Here is a 19,079-nt window from a genome sequence, read left to right on the forward strand (position 1 = left end):
TAGGTTTTGATTCACGCACTTATCTTTCGAATCGAAACTTACGGATGTCCAAGCGCAACACACCGCAACGTCGCCACACCATCCTGGCCATGCTCACCGAGCAGGGCGAGGTCAGTGTCGACCAGTTGGCCAGTGCCTTTGCCACGTCCGAAGTGACCATTCGCAAGGACCTCGCTGCCCTGGAGAAGAACGGCCTACTGCTGCGTCGCTACGGCGGCGCGGTGCCCATGCCGCAGGAGCTGATCGGCGAGCCAGCGCAGCCGATATCCAGCCACAAGCAGGCCATCGCCCGCGCAGGAGTCGAACGCATCCGCGAGCATGCGCGGGTGATCATCGACAGCGGCACCACCACGGCGGCGATGATCCCGCAGCTCGGCTACAAGCCCGGCCTGGTGGTGATGACCAACTCGCTGAACGTTGCCAACGCCCTGCGCGATATCGAGCACGAACCGGTGCTGCTGATGACCGGCGGCACCTGGGACCCACACTCGGAATCCTTCCAGGGCCAGGTCGCCGAGCAGGTGCTGCGCTCCTATGATTTCGACCAGTTGTTCATCGGCGCCGATGGCATCGACCTGCAGCGCGGCACCACCACCTTCAATGAACTACTGGGCTTATCGCGAGTGATGGCCGAGGTGGCGCGCGAAGTCATCGTCATGGTCGAGAGCGACAAGGTCGGCCGCAAGATTCCCAACCTGGAACTGCCGTGGAGCAGCGTCCATACCCTGATCACCGACGACCGCCTGGATGCCCAGGCGGCCGAACAGATAAAGGCGCGGGGCATCACCCTGATCCTCGCCGCCGTGCAACCTTAGGAGAACAGCCATGTGTGGCATTGTTGGCGCCGTCGCCGAACGCAGCATCACCCCAATCCTGGTCGAAGGCCTCAAGCGCCTGGAGTACCGCGGTTACGACAGCGCCGGCGTGGCGGTCTTCACCCAGAGCGGCCAGTTGCAGCGCTGCCGCCGCGTAGGCAAGGTCGCCGAACTGGCTCAGGCCCTGGCCGGTGAACCGCTCAACGGCCACCTGGGCATCGCCCACACCCGCTGGGCCACTCACGGCGCGCCGAGCGAGCGCAATGCCCACCCGCATTTCTCGGGTAAACAGCCCGGCGAACAACTGGCCGTGGTGCACAACGGCATCATCGAGAACCACGAAGAGCTGCGCGCCCGCCTGCAAGGCCTGGGCTACGTCTTCACCTCGGATACCGACACCGAAACCATCGTTCACCTGCTGAACCACAAGCTTGCTGAGCACGGCGACCTGGCCGTTGCCCTCAAGGCCGCCATCCCCGAACTGCACGGCGCTTACGGCCTGGCTGTGATCAGCGCCCAGCAATCGGATCGCATCCTCGCCGCCCGTAGCGGCAGCCCGCTGGTGATCGGCCTGGGTCTGGGCGAGAACTTCCTCGCCTCCGACCAGCTGGCTCTGCGCCAGGTCACCGACCGCTTCATGTACCTGGAAGAAGGCGACATCGCCGAAATCCGCCGCGACAGCGTGCAGATCTGGGACGCCAGCGGCCGCACGGTACAGCGCGAACAGGTGCAATACCACGAAGGCGCCGAGGCCGCCGACAAGGGCGAGTACCGCCACTTCATGCTCAAGGAAATCCACGAGCAGCCCAAGGTCGTGCAGCGCACCCTGGAAGGCCGCCTGGGCACTGACCACGTCCTGGTCCAGGCCTTCGGCCCGCAGGCCGCCGAGCTGTTCGCCAAAGTGCGCAACGTACAGATCGTCGCCTGCGGTACCAGCTACCACGCCGGTATGGTCGCCCGTTACTGGCTCGAAGGCCTGGCCGGCATCCCCTGCCAGGTCGAAGTGGCCAGCGAGTTCCGCTACCGCAAGGTGGTGGTGCAGCCGGACACCCTGTTCGTCAGCATCTCCCAGTCCGGCGAAACCGCCGACACCCTGGCCGCCCTGCGCAACGCCAAGCAATGCGCGCCGGACAACGGCGGCTACCTGGCCAGCCTGGCCATCTGCAACGTCGGCATCAGCTCCCTGGTGCGCGAATCCGACCTGACCCTGCTGACCCAGGCCGGCCCGGAAATCGGTGTGGCCTCGACCAAGGCCTTCACCACCCAGCTGGTCGGCCTGATGCTGCTGACCCTGTCCCTCGGCCAGGTACGCGGCACCCTCGAAGCCGGCGTGGCCGCCGAACTGGTGGAAGAACTGCGCCGCCTGCCCACTCGCCTAGGCGAAGCCCTGGCGATGGACAAGACCGTCGAGAAAATCGCCGAACTGTTCGCCGAGAAGCACCACACCCTGTTTCTCGGCCGCGGCGCGCAATACCCGGTGGCCATGGAAGGTGCGCTCAAGCTCAAGGAAATCTCCTACATCCACGCCGAAGCCTACCCGGCCGGCGAGCTCAAGCACGGCCCGCTGGCCTTGGTCGACAGCGACATGCCGGTGGTCACCGTGGCGCCGAACAACGAGCTGCTCGAGAAGCTCAAGTCCAACCTGCAGGAAGTCGCCGCCCGCGGCGGCCAACTGATCGTCTTCGCCGACCAGCAAGCCGGCATGAGCAACGGCGAAGGCACCCACGTGGTGAACATGCCGCACATCCACGACGCCCTGGCGCCGATCCTCTACACCTTGCCGCTGCAACTGCTGTCGTACTACGTGGCAGTGTTCAAGGGCACGGATGTGGATCAGCCGCGTAACCTGGCCAAGAGCGTGACGGTGGAATGAGGTGGTAGAGGTAAACAAAAAAGCGGGCCATGGGCCCGCTTTTTTGTGGGTTGAGGCGCAGCAAACAATCCAGCGACATTCGTCAGACACCGCATGAGCGACCCAACAGAAAGAGACGGGTCGTCGCATGTGGAGTGTGCAGAGTCGCTTCGGCCTGCCGATCATGCGACTCGCCATACTCACTCGTGTTGAACTGCTTCAGCACTTTCATTGTGAGCCTGACATCGCCGTTGCGGGAGCGATAGACCAGGCGACGTTTGCCCGTATCACTGGTCTCCAGCTCCACTATTTCGCCGTTGTTGCGCAGATAAAGGAAGCGCTCGTCCACTTCGACGAGAGACGTCGACATACCCTCCCTCATGGTGAAGTGCTGATCGGTGATGCTGTACCCGCATAGCCACACTCCTGGGCTGTCATGACCCGTGGCGTTGAATCTGGACAGCGCTTCCTTGTAGGACAGTGGCTCAAGCGATGCTGCATATGCAGGGGCGCTGGCAACCAAAATGCCTGTCAGCAATATCCCAGTTGCCGCGATAGCACGGAGCATCAACTGATGCCTATCTTCTTGCCGACTATGTCGCCTGCCATATCGAGCCAATCCGGTGACTGGCTCTTGTCCGGCTGCTCCGCCTCATTCAATTGCTCGGCGAGCATATCGACCAACCCCATCGGATTGCCTTCCTTGGCCTCGGCTACCGCCTTGGCTGCCTGTGCGGCTTTGAGGATGGTTTGGAGTTCCGGTGTTGTAGCTGTTTGCTCGGTGAGGGGCTGTGGTAGCGGCATGGCTGCTACCTCACGCAGAACAGTGCCCGGTTCGCGGGTATAGGCGCGCAGGTGATCGATGCCTTCCATCATCGGGTAGGCGATACCGGTGAGTGGGTCGAAGGCGCTGACCTGCGGCAGACTTTGGCCCGAAGACTCCGGCATGGGCAGCTTGCCGCGAATCACCGGCACGCCCAGAGTTGGCAGAATCAGACCGAGCAAGTAGCGGGGATCGCGGCGTTTGACTGCCAGGCCGATGCTGCCGACGGCGATGGCCAACCCTATGACCCGTCCTGCAGTCAGCAGCGGCGTCAGTGACTTGTTCGACTCCTGGTCGAAGTGCACCAGACGGTAGCGGAAGTAGTCGGTCCACATTTCGCGGGGTGCATAGCCCGAGCTATTCATGAACCAGGCGCGGGAGTCGTGGATATGGTCATCGAATAGCGCGACGAGCGATTCGTATCCGGGAGCAACTTTTCCTTTGTCCAAAAAGAGCTTGTGGTACCAGGCCGTGCCGTCGGTATGGATGCTCTTGAACTGTTTTGCTTCATCCTCTTCGTTGATCAGATAGATCACGCCGGAAAGTGAGTCGATTACGCCGGAAAGGAAACCCCGATCATCCTCCACTGGCTTCCAGTCGCCACGGTAGTCGCGGGAAAACTCGGCGGCGGCGCCTTGAAGCTGGCGGTTATCCAGAGTGGGCTCGTAGGCCTTTTCAATCTCGAGCTTCTGGTATTCCCCGAGGCCGCCGATGGTGCGGATGTCCTCATCGAACTCTGAGTAACCTGGGCAATCACCCTCCGCCAGGGAGCGGTTGGCCTGGAGGCGGCGTTCACAGCTGATAAATTTCTCGCCGTTTCGTTCGCGCGTCTTCTCCTCCAGTTTGTGAGCATGCAGGTGCTTGCGAGCATCCCAAACGGCTTGGGCTTCGTCCGGCTGGTTCTTGACGTTCTCGTAGAAGCTGCTGCCGTTTAGGCCATTGTGGTAGCGGTCGATGCGCCAGCCGGTGATCAGTTCGGTCTCTCGCTCGACAATTTCTTCGAGGGGCGCGTTACCTGCTCTGGCGGCCTGGGCCTGCCAGGCATTGAAGCGCTCGATAAGAACTGGAGAGATAGAAAACTCCCGGTTACTTATGTCGATCATGGCCAAATTGGGTTCTCGATCCGAGACATCCTTCGAGATCATCTCTTTTGGTATCAGTAGAGGTGCGCCAGCAGCGAAGGCCTCTCGATACATGTGATGAAGAGTGATCTGGGATAAAAGCAGCTCTTCCTGCATGGCCTTGCCCTGATCCTTGGCGGGATAACCTCCACCCACATCCGAGTGCATGCCTGGATAGACATACTCGACGCTATTTGCCCGATAGCTTGAAGATTGGCTCTTGTCCGGTTCTCCGTCATCGCCGCGTGGGCGGCGGCGGATCGAGTCCAGCGGGAAACTGGCGCGCTGTTCGTGGGCCGAGACCAGGTGCACGCAGCGGTTGAGGAAGCGTTGGTCTTCCGGCAGGCGGGTGTCTTCGTCAGGCAGGCGCATGGTGCCATCGGCCCAGCTCATATGCCCGGCGGCGAAGGGAAAGCTATCGGCTAGGCCGACCGCCGCCACCGTGTCGAAGATGCCGAGAAACTCGATGGAGATTGGCAGGCCGGCGAAGCGGTATTCCGGTTCGCCATGGGCGCCGGTTTTGCGTACCAGCTCCAGCAGCCAGTTGCAGAAGGTCCGTGCCTCGGCTGCACCTCGGGAAAAGCCATAGACGTACAGGCGCAGGGAAAGGATTTCCGGCTTCTTCTGCTGCTCCTTGCGAGCCCCTAATTCAGCTTCGAGCTGCTCAATCAAGGGCCGCAGAGTCTGTTCTCGGTTGCGCTTACCATTGCTGATCAGCTCTGGAGTCAACAGAACGGTATTCATTTGCGCGACCAGATCTTTTGTTTCTGCAACGCCTAGTTCGGAGTTCAGCAAGACTCTGTGCAAGGCATCTATCAAGCGGGTAAGCCCCCAGTTGATGCGACTTTCCCCGCCTGCAGCGCCTACGAGGCCGAACTGGCAAGGCTCATGCTCGTCGATATCCGGAAAAACTGTGCCGACACCTGGGCAGTAGTAGCGGAAGTGGCTTGGCGTTTTTTCGGTTGACGGGTGCTCCACAGTCGCATGGTACAAACGGGCGACATTGCTGGTGCTCAGCGGATCGCGCTCGTCCGCATGTCTGTTGTTGTTAGTGCCATCGAAGAACAGAGAAAGATGTAGGGACTTACAGCAGGTGTCGCTGCTAATGGCTCCACCTGTCTGCAAGGACTTCTGCCTGGTCTGCGAGATTGCACGGTTCTCATCTCTCTCTCGCTTGCTCAGGTTGTTCATTACTGCATGCGGAGAATCGGGCAAACCGCTTTTGAATGGGGGGGGCGATCAATGTATTGGTCTTGCCGGCACTTCCCTGTGTCATGGCGTTGGGCACTCCTTGTTCTCCTTGAGCTGGAACAATTCCTTGTAGGGGTAGTCGGGGTGTTGCGGTGTGAGGCAGGTGGTGTTGACCTGCACCTGGTCGCAAGACAGGAAATGAACCTTGATAGAACAGAACTCTTGCCCGTACTGAGGAATTTCGACCTCGACGCGGTGATGAGTCCAAGTCTTGATCTCTTCTCTCATCCTGGCATGCCAAGCCTCAGAATCACGCTGTTCTGGCCAGCTACTACTGCTGTAGGGATCTGCGTCTTTCTCCCACTCCACTACGGCGGTTAAACCGGGTCGCCACTGGGCGGGCAATACGCCACAACAAGTCTGTCCACTACCTCCTTGATGAGGGCCCAGATTGGGGCCTCCGGCGCCATTCACACTGAAGCTATTGATGGCTGCAGAGGTGTGGTTGTAGCCCATTACCGGTGCAGCCAGCATCTTGGGTTTGGTGGGGCCGCAGCCGGCGAGCAGCAGGGCGCAGATAGCGCCGCAGATAAGCCTGGTTTTCATGAGGCTGGACATTCCTTGGTCTCCTTGAGCTGGAACAATTCCTTGTAGGGGTAGTCGGGGTGTTGCGGGGTGAAGCAGGTGGTGTTGACATGTACCTGGTCACAAGGGAGGAAATGAACCTTGATAGAACAGAACTCTTGCCCGTACTGAGGAATTTCGACCTCGGCCCGGTGGCGGGTGTAGTGACGCTCATGCTCTTCCATCCGTTTGCGCCAGGCGTCCGAAAACAGGGGTTCAGGCCACTTCACGCGGGGGTTTGGGTCTTTTTCCCATTCCACCACAGCGGTTAGGCCGGGACGCCACTGGGCGGGTAATACGCCACAACAGCTTTGCTTCCCTCCCCCCTGATGTGGCCCGATGCCTGCACCACCGGCGCCATTCACACTGAAGCTATTGATGGCTGCTGCGGTGTGGTTGTAGCCCATCACCGGTGCAGCCAGCATCTTGGGTTTGGCGGATGTGCAGCCCATACACGCCAGCACGCTGGTGCAGAGCAGACAGCCTAAACGGAGGTTCATGCGAGCTGTGCCCTAGGGGAAGTTGAGGAGTTTCGAGTCAGCCATTCGCGTACATGTGTCCTGCGCTGTTCGATGTCCACAACGGCCTGTTTATTCGCATCGAGGTGAGCACGCACGAGGTGTTGCTGCAGGGTTTCCCGGTTGGGTAAGCCGTACTCCTGGTGTTGGGCGCAGGTGAATGCGCGGTATTCCTCTGCATCCATCCAGGCGACGAGTTCGGCGACCTGCTCATTGCTCAATGCCAATGGCGGCAACGGTTGAGGCCGCTCGCTGGGGCGAACCGGCTGACCAGTCAACTGGCGAGGCTGGTCGTCGCGATCCAACCAATGCCAGGCGATAGCCGGGGCATGGAACCAGCGGCCTTGCTGCGGCATGAGGGTTTCACTGACGGCGAGAAACAGTCGTGGATCCCAGTAGCGCAACAATCCGCCGCTGCGGCCCTGATTCCATTCGGCTTGGGTGCAATGGCGCAGATGCTCAGTCAGTTCGACGAAGGACCATGAGCTGAGTAGGGCCAGCAGGCGCGGCTCGCGGTGCAGGGAGTCGAGCAATTGCTGTAGCCAGAGCAAATGCTCCTGATCCTGCCGTTGCAGGCGCAGCAGAACGGGGCCCTGTTTGGCGATGGCCTGCTCGGGGGTGTTATCGAGCAGCAGGGCGATAGCGGGTTCGGCTTTTAGCTCGGCCAGACTCTGCCAGAGCGGGTAATTAAGTCCGGTGGTATCGATCAGCAGATCGATATGGGCGAGCCGGTGACTGAGCGCTTGCTCCTGCAGGGTGGCCAGCCAAGTGGATGCTGTAGATAGCATTGGTCTTCCTTGATCAGTATCGAATCAGCGCGGCACCAGAGCCTGGGCCTTGCGTTGGGCAATGCGCAGGCACTCTTCGCATACAGCGGGTTGCGGCTTGTTCTCGCAATTGCTCAGCGGATTACTCCCGGCCTGCTCCAGCAGATTCCCCGCCTTGTCCGTATCCGCCATCCCCGGCTGGCGCGGTGGTTTGATTCCGATGCCTGATCCCGTTCCCGGTGAGCCGCCGGCATTGATCTTGACCATGGGGCCGACCAGGGTGATGCCGCTGGGGTCGAGTTTGATGAAGCTGCCGCCGGCCTTGAGGGTGATTTCAAGGCCGGCTTCAATGACCATCTTCTGCCCGGCTTTCAAGTGAATCTCGCGGCCGGCCTGGGTTAGTTGGGCGGTGCCGAGTTTGATGTGCTGGTTCTGCGCCACGGTCAGGTGGTCGTCGGCGCGGATTTCCACCTTGCGATCCAGATGGGTGGTGTGGTGTTCCTCGGCTTTCAGCTCGGTGTAGCTGTTGGCTTCGACCGTGTCGTGGCGTTCGTGGCCGATGCGGATCTTCTGGTCGTGCTCGATGTTTTCGTCCCAGTCTTTCTGGGCGTGGATGTAGATCTGTTCGGCGCCTTTTCTGTCCTCGATGCGCAGCTCGTTGTAGCCACCGCCGCCGGGGGAGCTGAGGGTCTTGAACACGCTGCGGGTCTTGTTCGCCGGCAGGTCGTAGGGAACGACGTGTTCCTTGTGATACAGGCAGCCGGTGACCAGCGGCTGGTCGGGGTCGCCCTCGAGGAAGGTGACCAGCACTTCCATGCCGATCCGTGGGATGGCGATTCCGCCGTAGCGGTCACCGGCCCAGCTGCTGGAGACGCGCAGCCAGCAGCTGCTGGTGTCGTCGCCATGGCCTTCGCGGTCCCAGTGGAACTGCACCTTGATCCGGCCGTATTGATCGCAGTGGATCTCCTCGCCCTTGGGCCCGGTGACTACTGCGGTCTGGCTGCCCAGCACACGCGGTTTCGGGTGTTGCAGGGGCGGGCGGTAGAGGATGTTCCAGGGGCTGGCGCTGAAGTGGTTGCGGTAGCCTTGGTTAAACTCCTCACGGGCTGCCCCCTCTCCCTGGCCCTCTCCCCGAAGGGGAGAGGGGATATTGGAGCCGCTGCCGAAGTTGCTGATCGACTCCTCCAGCACCTGCGGCTGTTTGCCTTGGTGGATCACCTCGTGCAGCAGCCACAGGTCGTTCCATTCGCGGCGCGGGTGGTCGGAGATTTCCAGCAGGTGGCCGCTGAGCAGGCGCGGCTGGTCGCTGCGGCCTTCGGCTAATTGATAGTCGGCGCGGTGGCGTTCCAGGGCGCGCTGGGCCAGGTGTTTGCCACGGGTGCGCTCGGTGTAGCGGCCGGGGTAGTCGTAGTCTTCCAGGTCGGGCTGGAACTCGCTTTTGGCGGCAGCCTCCAGCAGCAGGCGCGGTTGTTCGAAGTCGTAGTCGCGGCAGGTCACGCGGTTGCTGCGTGTGGCCAGGCGCAGTTTGAGGCGCTTGATCACCGGTTCGTCGGCGACCATGCCGCTGTCCTGCACATAGGCGGTGGGCTGGCCCAGGCGCGGGAAGCTGGTCTGGTCGTCGCCGAAGACCAGCACATGGCCTTGGCCACTGTGCTCGAAGTGGTAGTGCAGGCCTTCTTCCTCGCACAGGCGCTGGATGAAGTGCAGGTCGCTCTCATCGTACTGCACGCAGTAGTCGCGCGGTGGATAAACCGCCGGGCCGAGCTGGAAGCGGTAGGCGCCGCCGAGGATGCCGTGCTCCTCCAATACCAGGGCGATGATCTGCGGCACCGTCAGCTGCTGGTAGATGCGCTGGTTAGTGCGTTGCGCCAGCCAGGCCAGCTTGGGCTGCAGCACCAGGCGGTAGCGGGTCAGGCGCTTGCCGGACTCGCCCTGGGCGGCGTCGTGCACCAGGCCATGGATGCCCTGGCCGTCCGGGCTGAAGGCGAGGAAGGCGGGCTGGCCGAGCAGGCTCTGTAGGTCGAGGTCGGGGCGCTCGCTGACCAGCTCCACCTCGAAGCGGTAGGGCTGGTTGAGCGCTTCGCGGCCGTGGAATTCGAGCACCTGCAGGTCATGGCGCTGGCCGTCGAGGGTCAGGCTGAAGTGGGTCTGGTTGGCGGGGTTGAACATTCTGTCGTCCTTGTCAGAGGGCTGGCCGGCGGCGCAGCCAGCGCGGCAGCCGGGAAGCCGGGCGCTGCTGTTCGCGGAAGGCGCGCAGCAAACGGGGCAGACTGCTGCGCTGGGCCGGGTCGAACTCCAGCGCGGCGCGCAGGGCCGGCCACAGGGCGCGGGGCATATCGGCGGGGGCATGCAGCGGCAGTTCCATTGCCTTGGCCTGTTTAGCACTTTGCCGGCGGAAAGGATGCTGGCCGCTGCACAGTTCGTAGATCACGCAGGCCACCGCATAGACATCGGCGGCGGCGCTCAGGGGTGCACCGTCGAGCAGTTCCGGGGCGGCGTAGCGCGGCGTCCAGGCGGCGAAGCGGCTGCGCGACAGGCGCGGCAGGCCGGTGAGAAAGCCGTCCATGGCCTGGCCGAGGCCGAAGTCGAACAGGCGCAGCTCGCTGTCACCGAGCATCAGGTTGCTCGGCTTCAGGTCGCCGTGCAGCACGCCCTGGCCGTGCGCGTAATGCAGGGCTTCGAGCAGGCTCAGGCTGATCGTGCGGGCCTCGGCCCAGGGCAGGCCGCTGGGGTATTGCTGCAGCAGGCTGTCGAGGGTGCAGCCCTTGAGCAACTCCATGGTGATGAAGGCGCGCTGGCTGGGCGGGTCGATCTCGAAGCTGTACAGGCGCACCAGGTTGCGCTGGCTCAGGCGCGCGCTGAGGGCGAACTCGCTGTAGAGCAGGGCGCTGGCGTCCGGGTACTCGGCGAAGTCTTCGCTGAGGGTCTTCAGTGCCACATAGGGCTGCGGGTCGCCGAACTGTTCGCGCAGCAGGTCGCGGGCGCGATACACCGCGCCCATGCCGCCGACGCCGAGCAGGCGTTCGATGCGGTAGCGGCCGCAGAGCACCGGCGGCAGGTCCTTGGGCAGGGGCCGTGGCGCCTTGGCGGTGCTGCCGGCCATCAGGGTCAGGTCGGCGCTGGCGGCGGTGGCCGCGGCCTGGCTGTTCATCGCGCTGCTCATCGGTTGATCACCACGGCACTGAGGTTGTCGCGGGCCGGGCCGTCCAGCGCCAGTTCGAACAGGCGCTGCAGGGCCAGGCTGGCGCTGGGGCGGATCAGCGCGGCGCCGAGCTGGTCGTGGTCGAGGTCCTGATACAGGCCGTCGCTGCACAGCAGGAACACGTCGCCGGGCAGGCTCTCCAGTTCGAGGATATCCAGCTGCAGCTCCTCGGCCGCGCCGATGGCCCGGGTCAGGGCATGGGCGGCCGGCTGGCGCGCGGCTTCCTCGACGCTCATGCCGCGTTCTTCGACCAGTTGCTGGAGCAGCGAATGGTCGCGGCTCAACTGGTACAGCTGGCGCCCGCGCAGCAGGTAGCAGCGGCTGTCGCCGGCCCACACGCAGGCCATCCGGCTGCCGGCGGCGAGCAGGGCGACCACGGTGCTGCCGACCAGCATGTCGGGGTTATCGCTGGTCACCGTGAGGCCCAGGCTGAGGTGCCGATTGAGCCGATGCAGGCAATCACGCAGGCGTTCCAGGCGTTGCTCGAAGCTGCCGGCGGGGTCCAGCTCGCCCAGGCTCTCGACGATCAGGCGGCTGGCCAGGTCGCCGTTCTGGTGGCCGCCCATGCCGTCGGCGACCACCCACAGGCCACGCTGCGGCTGGTCGAGAAAGGCATCCTCGTTGCGCGCCCGCACCTTGCCGGTGTCGGTGCGCGCGGCGCTGTGCCAGAGCAGGTTGGCGACTTCCATCAAAGCGTCGCCGGCAGCTTGAAGTCGCGCAGCAGGCTGGCGTCGAACGGGTTCGGCGAGCGCTGGCTGTGCAACAGGTACTTGGCCTGCAGGCCCTGCAGGTTGGCCTTGAGGATGAGCACGTCGCGGCCGCTGTGCTGCTCGACCTGCATCAGGTCGAGCAGGCGGAACAGCGCCCAGGGCCCGCTGCTTTTCTCGATGCCGACGCGGCGCCCGCCCTGCTCTTCGAGCACCAGGCTGCTGCGCTCGCTGTCCCCTTCGGCCGGCCAGCGGAACGCGGTGGCGATGATCGGCCCGTGGCGGTATTCCAGCTGCTGGCCGCCGTACTGGAAGTCGGCGCGGTTGAGGCTGTAGTCGAGGGTGAACGGCTCCAGCTTGAACAGCACCAGCGGCTCGGTGGGGTTCTCGGCGAAGAAGCTGCGGCGGATCACCTGGGTCTGGTTGATCTGCTTGAGGAATGCCGGCGACAGCGGCAGGCCCTGGCCGTCCAGGCGGCGCAGCTGGTACTTGCCTTCGCTGTCGCTGACGAAGGCCTTGAGGTAGCGATCGACGAAGCCGTCGGCCACGCCATCGGCCTTGAAGAACTCGCGGAAGTCGGCGATCGCCACGTCGCTGTCGCTCTTGGCGCTGAACGGATAGCGCTTGAACAGCGACTCCTTGTAGAAGGCGTACAGCTCGCTGCGGTAGCGCTTGTTCAGGTAGCCGTAGGCGTCGTTCAGTACCAGCTGCCAGCTGTCGTCGGCGATCAGGCTTAGCCAGTTGCCCACCGGTTGCGGCAGGCGTGCAGCGCTGCTGCGCACCTGGTTGATCGCATCTGGGCTGCCGGCCATGCGCGCCTTGGCCATCTCGAAAGCGGCCTGTTCCGGGGCGCTGGCGTGGGCCAGGCCGCTGAACTGCAGTTGCAGGGCATCCAGCGCCTGCAGGGTGGCGGCCAGTTCCGGGCCGGCGCCGCTGTTGGCGTCGAGCAGCCGGTGCAGCGGTTCGAAGCGCCGTTGCAGGGCGCGGCGGGCGGTGTCCGGCAGGCTCTTGGCGATGGCGCCGATGCCCTGTTCGGCTGCAGCGGCGGCCAGTTTGGCCTTCTTGCCCAGCTTGGCCTGGGCGGCCAGCTCGTCGACCTGGTCGGCGGCTGCCGGCAGGTCGAAGCGGGTGTTCTCGCGCACTTCCACCAGCACCTGCAGCAGCGGCGAGTTGGCCGCGGTCAGCGCGGACAGCTGGAGGATGCCCTGGGCCGTGTTGCCGATCGGCTCCAGGCTGAGCTGGGCGATGGCCTCGCCCCAGTAGTTGGCGTAGTCGCGGAAATACAGCTGCTCCAGTTCCACCAGCAGGCGGCTGAGGTCGTTGTCGCTGAGCTGGTTGCCTTCGCCGAGTACCCAGTTGTCGCGCAGGATGTCGCGCACCAGACCGAGGCCCTGGGCGACGAAGTACTGCTGGTAGCCTTTCTGCGTGTACAGCCCGGGAATGCTGTAGTCGCTGCCGAGGAACAGCGTGGCTTGGCTGCCCAGCTGCTGGCTCAGGCGGTATTCCGGCAGGCTGCGGGCCTGGTCGCGGAGCATGCGGTAGACCACGTTGGCCAGCGACTCGTTACGCAGGATCTGCCGCGCCTCGGCTACCAGCGCATCGTTCAGCGGGTAGGCGCTGAACGGTTCGGCCAGCAGACGCTGGAAGTGGCCGTTGAGGCCCTTCTGCGTCGGCTCGGCGCCGGCGTAGCGCAGCGACCAGTCGGCGGCCAGCCAGTCCTGCAGGTACGCGGCTTCGCGGCGCTGTTCCAGATTGAGCATCAGGTAGGCGCGCAGGCTGCCGAGCAGCAGCTCGCGGTCGTCGCGGTTGGCGCGGATCTGGCCTTCCAGCTGACGGGCGACGCGTGGCAGCAGCTCGCTTTCCAGCTGGCGGCGATAGGCCTGGTGTACGGTCGGGTCGACCTTCTCGCCCTGGTACAGACCGCCGCGTTCGAGCAGGGCGGCGTCACTCGGTGCGAGGAATACCTGGGTCGCCGCATAGCTGCTGTCGAGCAGCGGCAATACCTGCTCGGCCTCGTCCTTGGGGTTGAGGCTCTCGCCGGCGCGACCCAGTTGCTGGGCCAGTTCGCGCAGCTGTTCCAGGCGGCCGTGGTTGGCCGAGTAGCTGTTGCCCCAGAGCAGGCCAAACAGCACCAGGCAGGCGGCGGCGCCGGCGTAGAGGGCGCGCTGGCGCCAGTCGATGCGGCGTACTTCCTTGTCGTCCAGCCCGGCCAGATCGGCCTCGGGGAAGATCACTCTGCTCAGTAATTGGTTGATAAAGCGCGCACGGCCGCTGCGGTAGGTCGGCAAGGTGCTGCCGGCCAGGCCGAGGTTGCGACCGATACTGGTGGTACTCGGGTCGAGCGCATCGCTGAGCTGCGGCGCGCTGGTCAGGTAGAAACCGCGCAGGTGGCTGGAGCGCTGGTAGCGGTTGCCGCTGAAGGCCAGTTCGACGAACAGGCACAGGCGCTCGCCGAGCTGGCCGAGCTGGTGCGGGAAGTCGAGGATACGCCCGCGGCGCTGGGTGTCGCGCTCCTGGTGCATGCGCAGGATCACCTGACTGTTGAGGCGGCGCAGCAGTTCCTCGAACTCCTGGCGAATCACCCCGGCGTCGGTGGCGTTCTGCTCTTTGCGCAGGCTGGCGCCGAGCACCTGGTCGCTTTCCTCGCGGCTCAGCTGGTCGAAGAACTCGTCGAAACCTAGGATCTTGTCGGCCTTGCTCAGCACCAGGTACACCGGCACTTCCACGCGCAGCTCGGCGTGGATCTCGTGCAGGCGCTGGCGCACCTGGCGGGCCAGGTTCTCCAGCTCCAGTTCGTTGTGGTACAGCAGGCTGTCCACCGGGATGTTCACCAGCACGCCGTTGAGCGGGCGCGCGCGGCGCTTGCGCAGCAGGTTGAGCAGGGTGTGCCAGGCGCGGCTGTCGACCGCCACGTCCGGCTGGTTGAGGTAACGCCCGGCGGTGTCGAGCAGCACGGCGTGGTCGGCGAAGTGCCAGTTGCAGTAGCGGGTGCCGCCGACGTCCTTGGTCAGGCGCTGGGCGTCGCCCTTGCTCAGCGGAAAGTCCAGGCCGGAGAAGTCCAGCAGGCTGGTCTTGCCACTGCCCTGCGGGCCGATCAGCAGGTACCAGGGCAGTTCGTTGCGCCATTTGTCGCTGCGCCCGCGGTACAGGCTGGAGCTCTTCAGCGTGCGCAGGGCCTGCTTGAAGCGGCCGCGCAGTTCGACCTGCTCCTCGCTGATCAGGCCGTCGCGGCGCAGGCGTTCCTGGGCGTCGACGTCATCCGCTTCGGCCTTCTTGCGCTGGTTGGCGCGCCAGCTGATGAACACGATGAACAGGCCCCAGGCGAGGAACAGCAGGCTGATGCTGACCAGGCGGCTGGCCGCCGATTCCCAGAACTTGCTGTCGGCCACTGCCAGCAGCGGCCCGACGAACCACACCAGCAGGGCCAGGCACAGCACCAGGCACAGGCTCCAGACCCAGGTCTGGCGCAGGAAGGTGGCGGTTTTCTTGAGAAAATCCTTCATCTCAACTTATCCCTGAGTGGATTGTGCGGCGGCCGCCGGAGCGACCTCGACCGCCTGGTAGGGCTGCAGCACTGTGCTGCGCTGCTCGTGCAGCACCCAGCTGAAAGCGGCGTAGAGGAGGGCCAGGCCAGCGACCGTGGCCACTGCCACCAGCCAGCCCGGGACGATGCGCACCAGACGCCGGCGGCCGTCCTTGAGGCCCTGCCAGTGCGGCGACAGCTCGCGCGGAATGTCGCCGCGCAGCTGGCGGATCTGCCGGTACAGGCTGTCGCGGATCGCCTCCAGTTCGAGCATGCCGCGCGGCAGCACGCGGTACTTGCCCTCGAAACCGAGCGACAGGCAGATGTACATCAGCTCGAGCATGGCCAGGTGCTTGACCGGGTTGCGCGACAGGTGCTCGAGCAGCTGGAAGAATTTCTCGCCGCCGAAGGTCTCGTTGTGAAAACTCGACAGCAGGCTCATCTGCGACCAGGCGCTTTCGTTGCCCCAGGGCGTGGTCACCACCGCCTCGTCGACCACCGTGCACAGCACGTAGCGCGCGGCCATCACCTGGCCGCCCTCGGCGCCTTCCTGCAGGGCGCGGTGTTCGAACAGCTTGATTGCCACGCTGAGGCGTTCGTTGAGCGCCTGGAAGTTCTCCGCGCTGGCGCTGTTTTTCAGCCGCACCACTTCCGAGAGCAATAGCGCGCTGGCGGCCACCAGCGGGTTGAAGCTGATGTTGAAGACTTCCGCCGGGCGCATGCGCGCGGCATACACCATGCGTTCCTCGAGCTGCTCCATGGGCGGCGCGGCGAAGTCGGTCAGCGGGCTGCGCGCCGCGCCGGCAGTCTGGCGGTTTAGGACGACGGTCTTGTCCTGTGCTTCCTTGATCATGTTCAGCTCCTGATCGCCCAGAATTTCAGCTCAAGCCCGGAGAAGTCCCCGGACACGTGGAAGGCAAACCCGCCCGAGCTTTCCAGCTGCGCCAGCTCTTCCGAGCCGAGCTCCAGGGCGAAGTAGGTCTTGTCCGAGTGGAAGGGGATCTGCCGTGGCGCTACCGGCAGCGGCTTCACCTTGATCCCCGGCAGGTGCAGGTTGACCAGCTGGCGGATGCGCTCCACCGCACCGATCTTCAGGTGCGCCGGCAGGCGCTTGCGCAGCTCCTCGGAGTCGCATTGGGCGCTGGCGGCGAGGATGAACTCGGCGCTGGTCAGCAGCTTGTGGTCCTGCAGCGGCGAGACCTGGATGCCGTACTGGCGTTGCTGCAGCGGCAGCTCGATGGCGTGCTGTTCGAGCACCATCGACAGCACCTGGCGCAGCGCATCCATCAGCTTGCGGAAGCTGCCGCCCTGGTCGTTGTGCAGGTAGCGGCTGTCCAGGCGCGGGCGCTTGTGGTCGCTGGCGAAGGTGGCCAGCTCGCCGAGCAGGCCGACCAGCTCGCGGTAGATGCGCTCCGGGTGCAGCTGTTCCAGCGACAGGTAGTGGCGCAGCTGCGGCTCGTAGCGGTTGACCAGCTGCAGCATAAGGAAGTCCCCCACTTCCGTGTTTCCCAGCTTGCCGGCCGCGCGTACCCGCTCGGCGAGGATGTCGCCGCGATGGCCGAGCATGCTGATCACTTCCTTGAGGTAGGCCAGCAATGTGTTCGACGCCTGCACATGGAGGAAGGTCGGGCTGAAGTCCGGGTCGAGCACGACCACCCCGTCCGGGCTGGTGTCGAGGATTTCCGCGACCTTGAGTTTGACGAAGGCCTGGTCGGTCTGCTGCTCGCCGAGCAGCAGGCGGAAGTCCGGACGGCCACAGCTGACCTGGCTGGCGGCGCTGTCGCCGGCATTCGAGTCGGTGACTTCCAGCTCCTGGGCGCGGTAACGGGCGAGCACGTCCTGCTGTTCGGCGCGGCGGCTCTCGATGTGGTTGCCGGTGACCAGCGGCAGGGCCAGGTACACCGGGGTGGCCGAGGTGTTCGGCGGCACGTCGATGGCCAGCGGCTCGCGCGCGGCGTCGATCTCGAACAGGCTGCCGTCCGGCAGCACGCCGCCGGCCTGGCTCAGCACCAGCTTGCCCATGCCGAGGAACTGACGGTCGATCTCCAGGCTGAAGAAGCCCCAGGGATAGACCTCCAGCAGGCGCGTGCGGGCCTTGAGCTGGTGTTCGTAGTAACGGTCGCTTTGCTGGAAGTGCTGCGGGCGCAGGAGCATCCCTTCTTGCCAGACTACCTTGAGCATTTCCATGTGCTCAGTCCTCTTCCTGTGCGTCGCTCAGCGCCTGCAGGCCGCGCTTGTCCAGGCTCACTCCGGCCTGGTTGATCTCGCCCTCCTGCAGCGACACGACGAAGCGCCAGCTGGCCTCCGGCAGATCGCGGTAGGCGGCCACCACGCCGACGTAGCGGCTGCCCGGCTGCACCGCGAGTTTCAGCTCGCGGGTTTCGCCGGGGCGCACTTCCAGCTCCTCGAAGCTGACCAGGTCGGGCATCAGCGATTCCTTCGGCCGCTGGTACAGGGAGAAGAAGTCGGCGTTGTTGAACGACGAGGGATTCTTCAGCTCCAGCAGGCGCACCACGATCGGCGAGGGGCGGCCGTGCAGGTCCGGGTTGAGGTCGTCGCTGGCGGCCAGGGTCAGGTCGAGCTTGGTCTTGTCCGAATAGGGCGACAGGCTGCTGCAGCCGCCCAGGGCGACGAGTAGGGAGAACAGGCTGAGGCTGATAAGGCGGCGCATGGCATTCATCCTTGCTTTCATTCTTGGAAGTCGGTGTTGAGCGTGGCGATCAGGCGCACCTGCTCTTCGTAGGTCTTGGCGAAGTCGCGGGCGAACAGGCGCTGGCTCCAGTCGTCGTCCTGCTCGAGCAGGCGGTACTGGCGCTGGTAGGCGCGCCAGCGGCTGCCGGCGGTGGCCAGCAGCGGCTTGCGCTCCTGCTCGAAGCGCAGGGTGAGCTGCTCCGGGGCGAACTGGTCGAACAGGCCCTTGACCGCCGCACGGCTTGCGGCGAACAGCGCCACCTGGTGCGCCTGCAGATCGCGGTAGGCGCGGCCGACGGCCTGCTCGGCGGCCAGCTGGCTGGGCTTGTTGCTGCGCAACAGGGCCTGCAGCGCCTCGCCAGCATCGGCGCTGTGCTTGAGCGGGTTGTTGCCGGCGCTCTGCACGGTGGTCAGGGCCAGACGCAGTTCGTTCTTCAGCTCGCCCCGGGTGCGCAGGCTCTGCTGCAGGCCGCCGATGCTCTGCTTGAGCAGGCGTGCGGCATTCAGCGCCAGGGCTTCGCGGCCGGCTGCGTCGAGGTCGTCGAGTGGCACGCCGAGGGCCTCGCCGAAACGCTGCCAGAACGCCGCGCTGTGTGGCTCGCTGACAACCGTCGGGCGCGGCTGCGCGGTCGGCTCGCTGACGCGCACGGCAACCGGCACTTCGACCGCCTCTTCGACGGCCGCTTCCACCAGCTCCGGCAGCAGCAGGCTTTCCATGTCGATGCGCGCGTATTGGCTGCGCTCGAACTGTTCCTCCGGCTCCTGCACCAGGCCGGCGAATTCGTCCAGGCTGCTGTAGCCACGCGGGCGCTGTTCGAGGGCGGCGATCGGGTCGAGGTCGAGGAAGGCGTCATCCGGGATGATGCTGCCGGCCGCCTGGCGCTGACCGATCTGCTCCTCGAACTGCGCCGGGTCCTGCAGCACGCGGGCGCGGATTTCCACTTCGCCCAGGCAGAACACGTCACCGTGGCCGATGCGCAGCGGCTCGCCACGGCGCAGGCTGGCGCCGCTGTCCTTGAGCTGGATGCCGTTGCTGCTGGTGTCGGTCAGGTAGAAGTGACCATCGCTGTAGCTGACCTGGGCATGCCGGCTGGAGATGATGCGTTTGCTGTCGGGGATCGACCAGTCGCACTCCTCGCTGCGGCCAATCACCCCACCGGCCTTCTTGAAGCTCTTGCTGGTCAGCATGCCCGGCGCGAATTGCTGGGCGCTGACGACGTCGAATACCAGTTCCATGGTGGTGTG

At 64.6% G+C, this 19,079-nt stretch carries 15 protein-coding genes; 2 read left to right on the forward strand and 13 right to left on the reverse strand.

Translation table 11 applies throughout. The features are described from left to right. The first annotated feature begins 44 nt into the window (after positions 1-44). On the forward strand, positions 45-815 hold the full coding sequence (locus LRS11_RS05445) for a DeoR/GlpR family DNA-binding transcription regulator (protein ID WP_183087804.1): 771 nt from the start codon (positions 45-47) through the stop codon (positions 813-815). A gap of 10 nt (positions 816-825) precedes the next feature. Beyond that, positions 826-2,688, forward strand: coding sequence for a glutamine--fructose-6-phosphate transaminase (isomerizing) (gene glmS, locus LRS11_RS05450; RefSeq protein WP_260495880.1), 1,863 nt, complete (start codon positions 826-828; stop codon positions 2,686-2,688). 82 nt (positions 2,689-2,770) lie between these two features. Here glmS and LRS11_RS05455 read toward each other — a convergent pair whose 3' ends face one another. From LRS11_RS05455 to tagH, 13 genes are all read right to left on the reverse strand, one after another. After that, on the reverse strand, positions 2,771-3,235 hold the full coding sequence (locus LRS11_RS05455) for a hypothetical protein (RefSeq protein WP_260495881.1): 465 nt from the start codon (positions 3,233-3,235) through the stop codon (positions 2,771-2,773). Beyond that, positions 3,235-5,802 (reverse strand): DUF2235 domain-containing protein, encoded by a 2,568-nt coding sequence (locus LRS11_RS05460; protein WP_260495882.1) that lies wholly within the window; start codon positions 5,800-5,802, stop codon positions 3,235-3,237. Before LRS11_RS05460 ends, LRS11_RS05455 begins: the two co-directional genes overlap by 1 nt. Positions 5,803-5,883: 81 nt before the next feature. Beyond that, on the reverse strand, positions 5,884-6,420 hold the full coding sequence (locus tag LRS11_RS05465; protein WP_260495883.1) for a DUF3304 domain-containing protein: 537 nt from the start codon (positions 6,418-6,420) through the stop codon (positions 5,884-5,886). Further along, complete coding sequence (locus LRS11_RS05470; RefSeq protein ID WP_260495884.1) at positions 6,405-6,926, reverse strand: DUF3304 domain-containing protein; 522 nt, start codon at positions 6,924-6,926, stop codon at positions 6,405-6,407. Before LRS11_RS05470 ends, LRS11_RS05465 begins: the two co-directional genes overlap by 16 nt. Next, on the reverse strand, positions 6,923-7,732 hold the full coding sequence (locus tag LRS11_RS05475) for a DUF4123 domain-containing protein (RefSeq protein WP_260495885.1): 810 nt from the start codon (positions 7,730-7,732) through the stop codon (positions 6,923-6,925). The genes LRS11_RS05470 and LRS11_RS05475 overlap by 4 nt, the downstream gene beginning before the upstream one ends. Positions 7,733-7,756: 24 nt before the next feature. After that, entirely contained in the window at positions 7,757-9,880 is a 2,124-nt protein-coding gene (gene tssI / locus LRS11_RS05480) for a type VI secretion system tip protein TssI/VgrG (RefSeq protein ID WP_260495886.1), read from the reverse strand. A gap of 13 nt (positions 9,881-9,893) precedes the next feature. Next, the gene (locus tag LRS11_RS05485; RefSeq protein WP_173210824.1) at positions 9,894-10,862 is read right to left on the reverse strand and encodes a serine/threonine-protein kinase; all 969 of its coding nucleotides are present in this window, start codon (positions 10,860-10,862) and stop codon (positions 9,894-9,896) included. A gap of 8 nt (positions 10,863-10,870) precedes the next feature. Further along, positions 10,871-11,602 carry a PP2C family serine/threonine-protein phosphatase gene (locus LRS11_RS05490; protein ID WP_260495888.1) on the reverse strand — a complete coding sequence of 244 codons (732 nt, stop codon included), beginning with the start codon at positions 11,600-11,602 and terminating at the stop codon, positions 10,871-10,873. Beyond that, entirely contained in the window at positions 11,602-15,123 is a 3,522-nt protein-coding gene (gene tssM / locus LRS11_RS05495) for a type VI secretion system membrane subunit TssM (protein ID WP_260495889.1), read from the reverse strand. Before tssM ends, LRS11_RS05490 begins: the two co-directional genes overlap by 1 nt. Before the next feature lie 6 nt (positions 15,124-15,129). Beyond that, a complete protein-coding gene (gene icmH / locus LRS11_RS05500; protein WP_160492117.1) occupies positions 15,130-15,996 on the reverse strand; it encodes a type IVB secretion system protein IcmH/DotU in 867 nt (288 codons plus the stop codon). Positions 15,997-15,998: 2 nt separating this feature from the next. Next, positions 15,999-17,330, reverse strand: a complete 1,332-nt coding sequence (gene tssK, locus LRS11_RS05505) for a type VI secretion system baseplate subunit TssK (RefSeq protein ID WP_160492118.1) — start codon at positions 17,328-17,330, stop codon at positions 15,999-16,001. 4 nt (positions 17,331-17,334) lie between these two features. Next, positions 17,335-17,814: a type VI secretion system lipoprotein TssJ gene (tssJ, locus tag LRS11_RS05510; protein ID WP_260495890.1), complete on the reverse strand. Its 480-nt coding sequence runs from the start codon at positions 17,812-17,814 to the stop codon at positions 17,335-17,337. A gap of 17 nt (positions 17,815-17,831) precedes the next feature. Beyond that, positions 17,832-19,070, reverse strand: coding sequence for a type VI secretion system-associated FHA domain protein TagH (tagH, locus tag LRS11_RS05515; protein ID WP_260495891.1), 1,239 nt, complete (start codon positions 19,068-19,070; stop codon positions 17,832-17,834). Between the last annotated feature and the right edge of the window lie 9 nt (positions 19,071-19,079).

The sequence above is a fragment of the Pseudomonas sp. J452 genome (assembly GCF_024666525.1).
Classification (GTDB): Bacteria; Pseudomonadota; Gammaproteobacteria; order Pseudomonadales; family Pseudomonadaceae; genus Aquipseudomonas.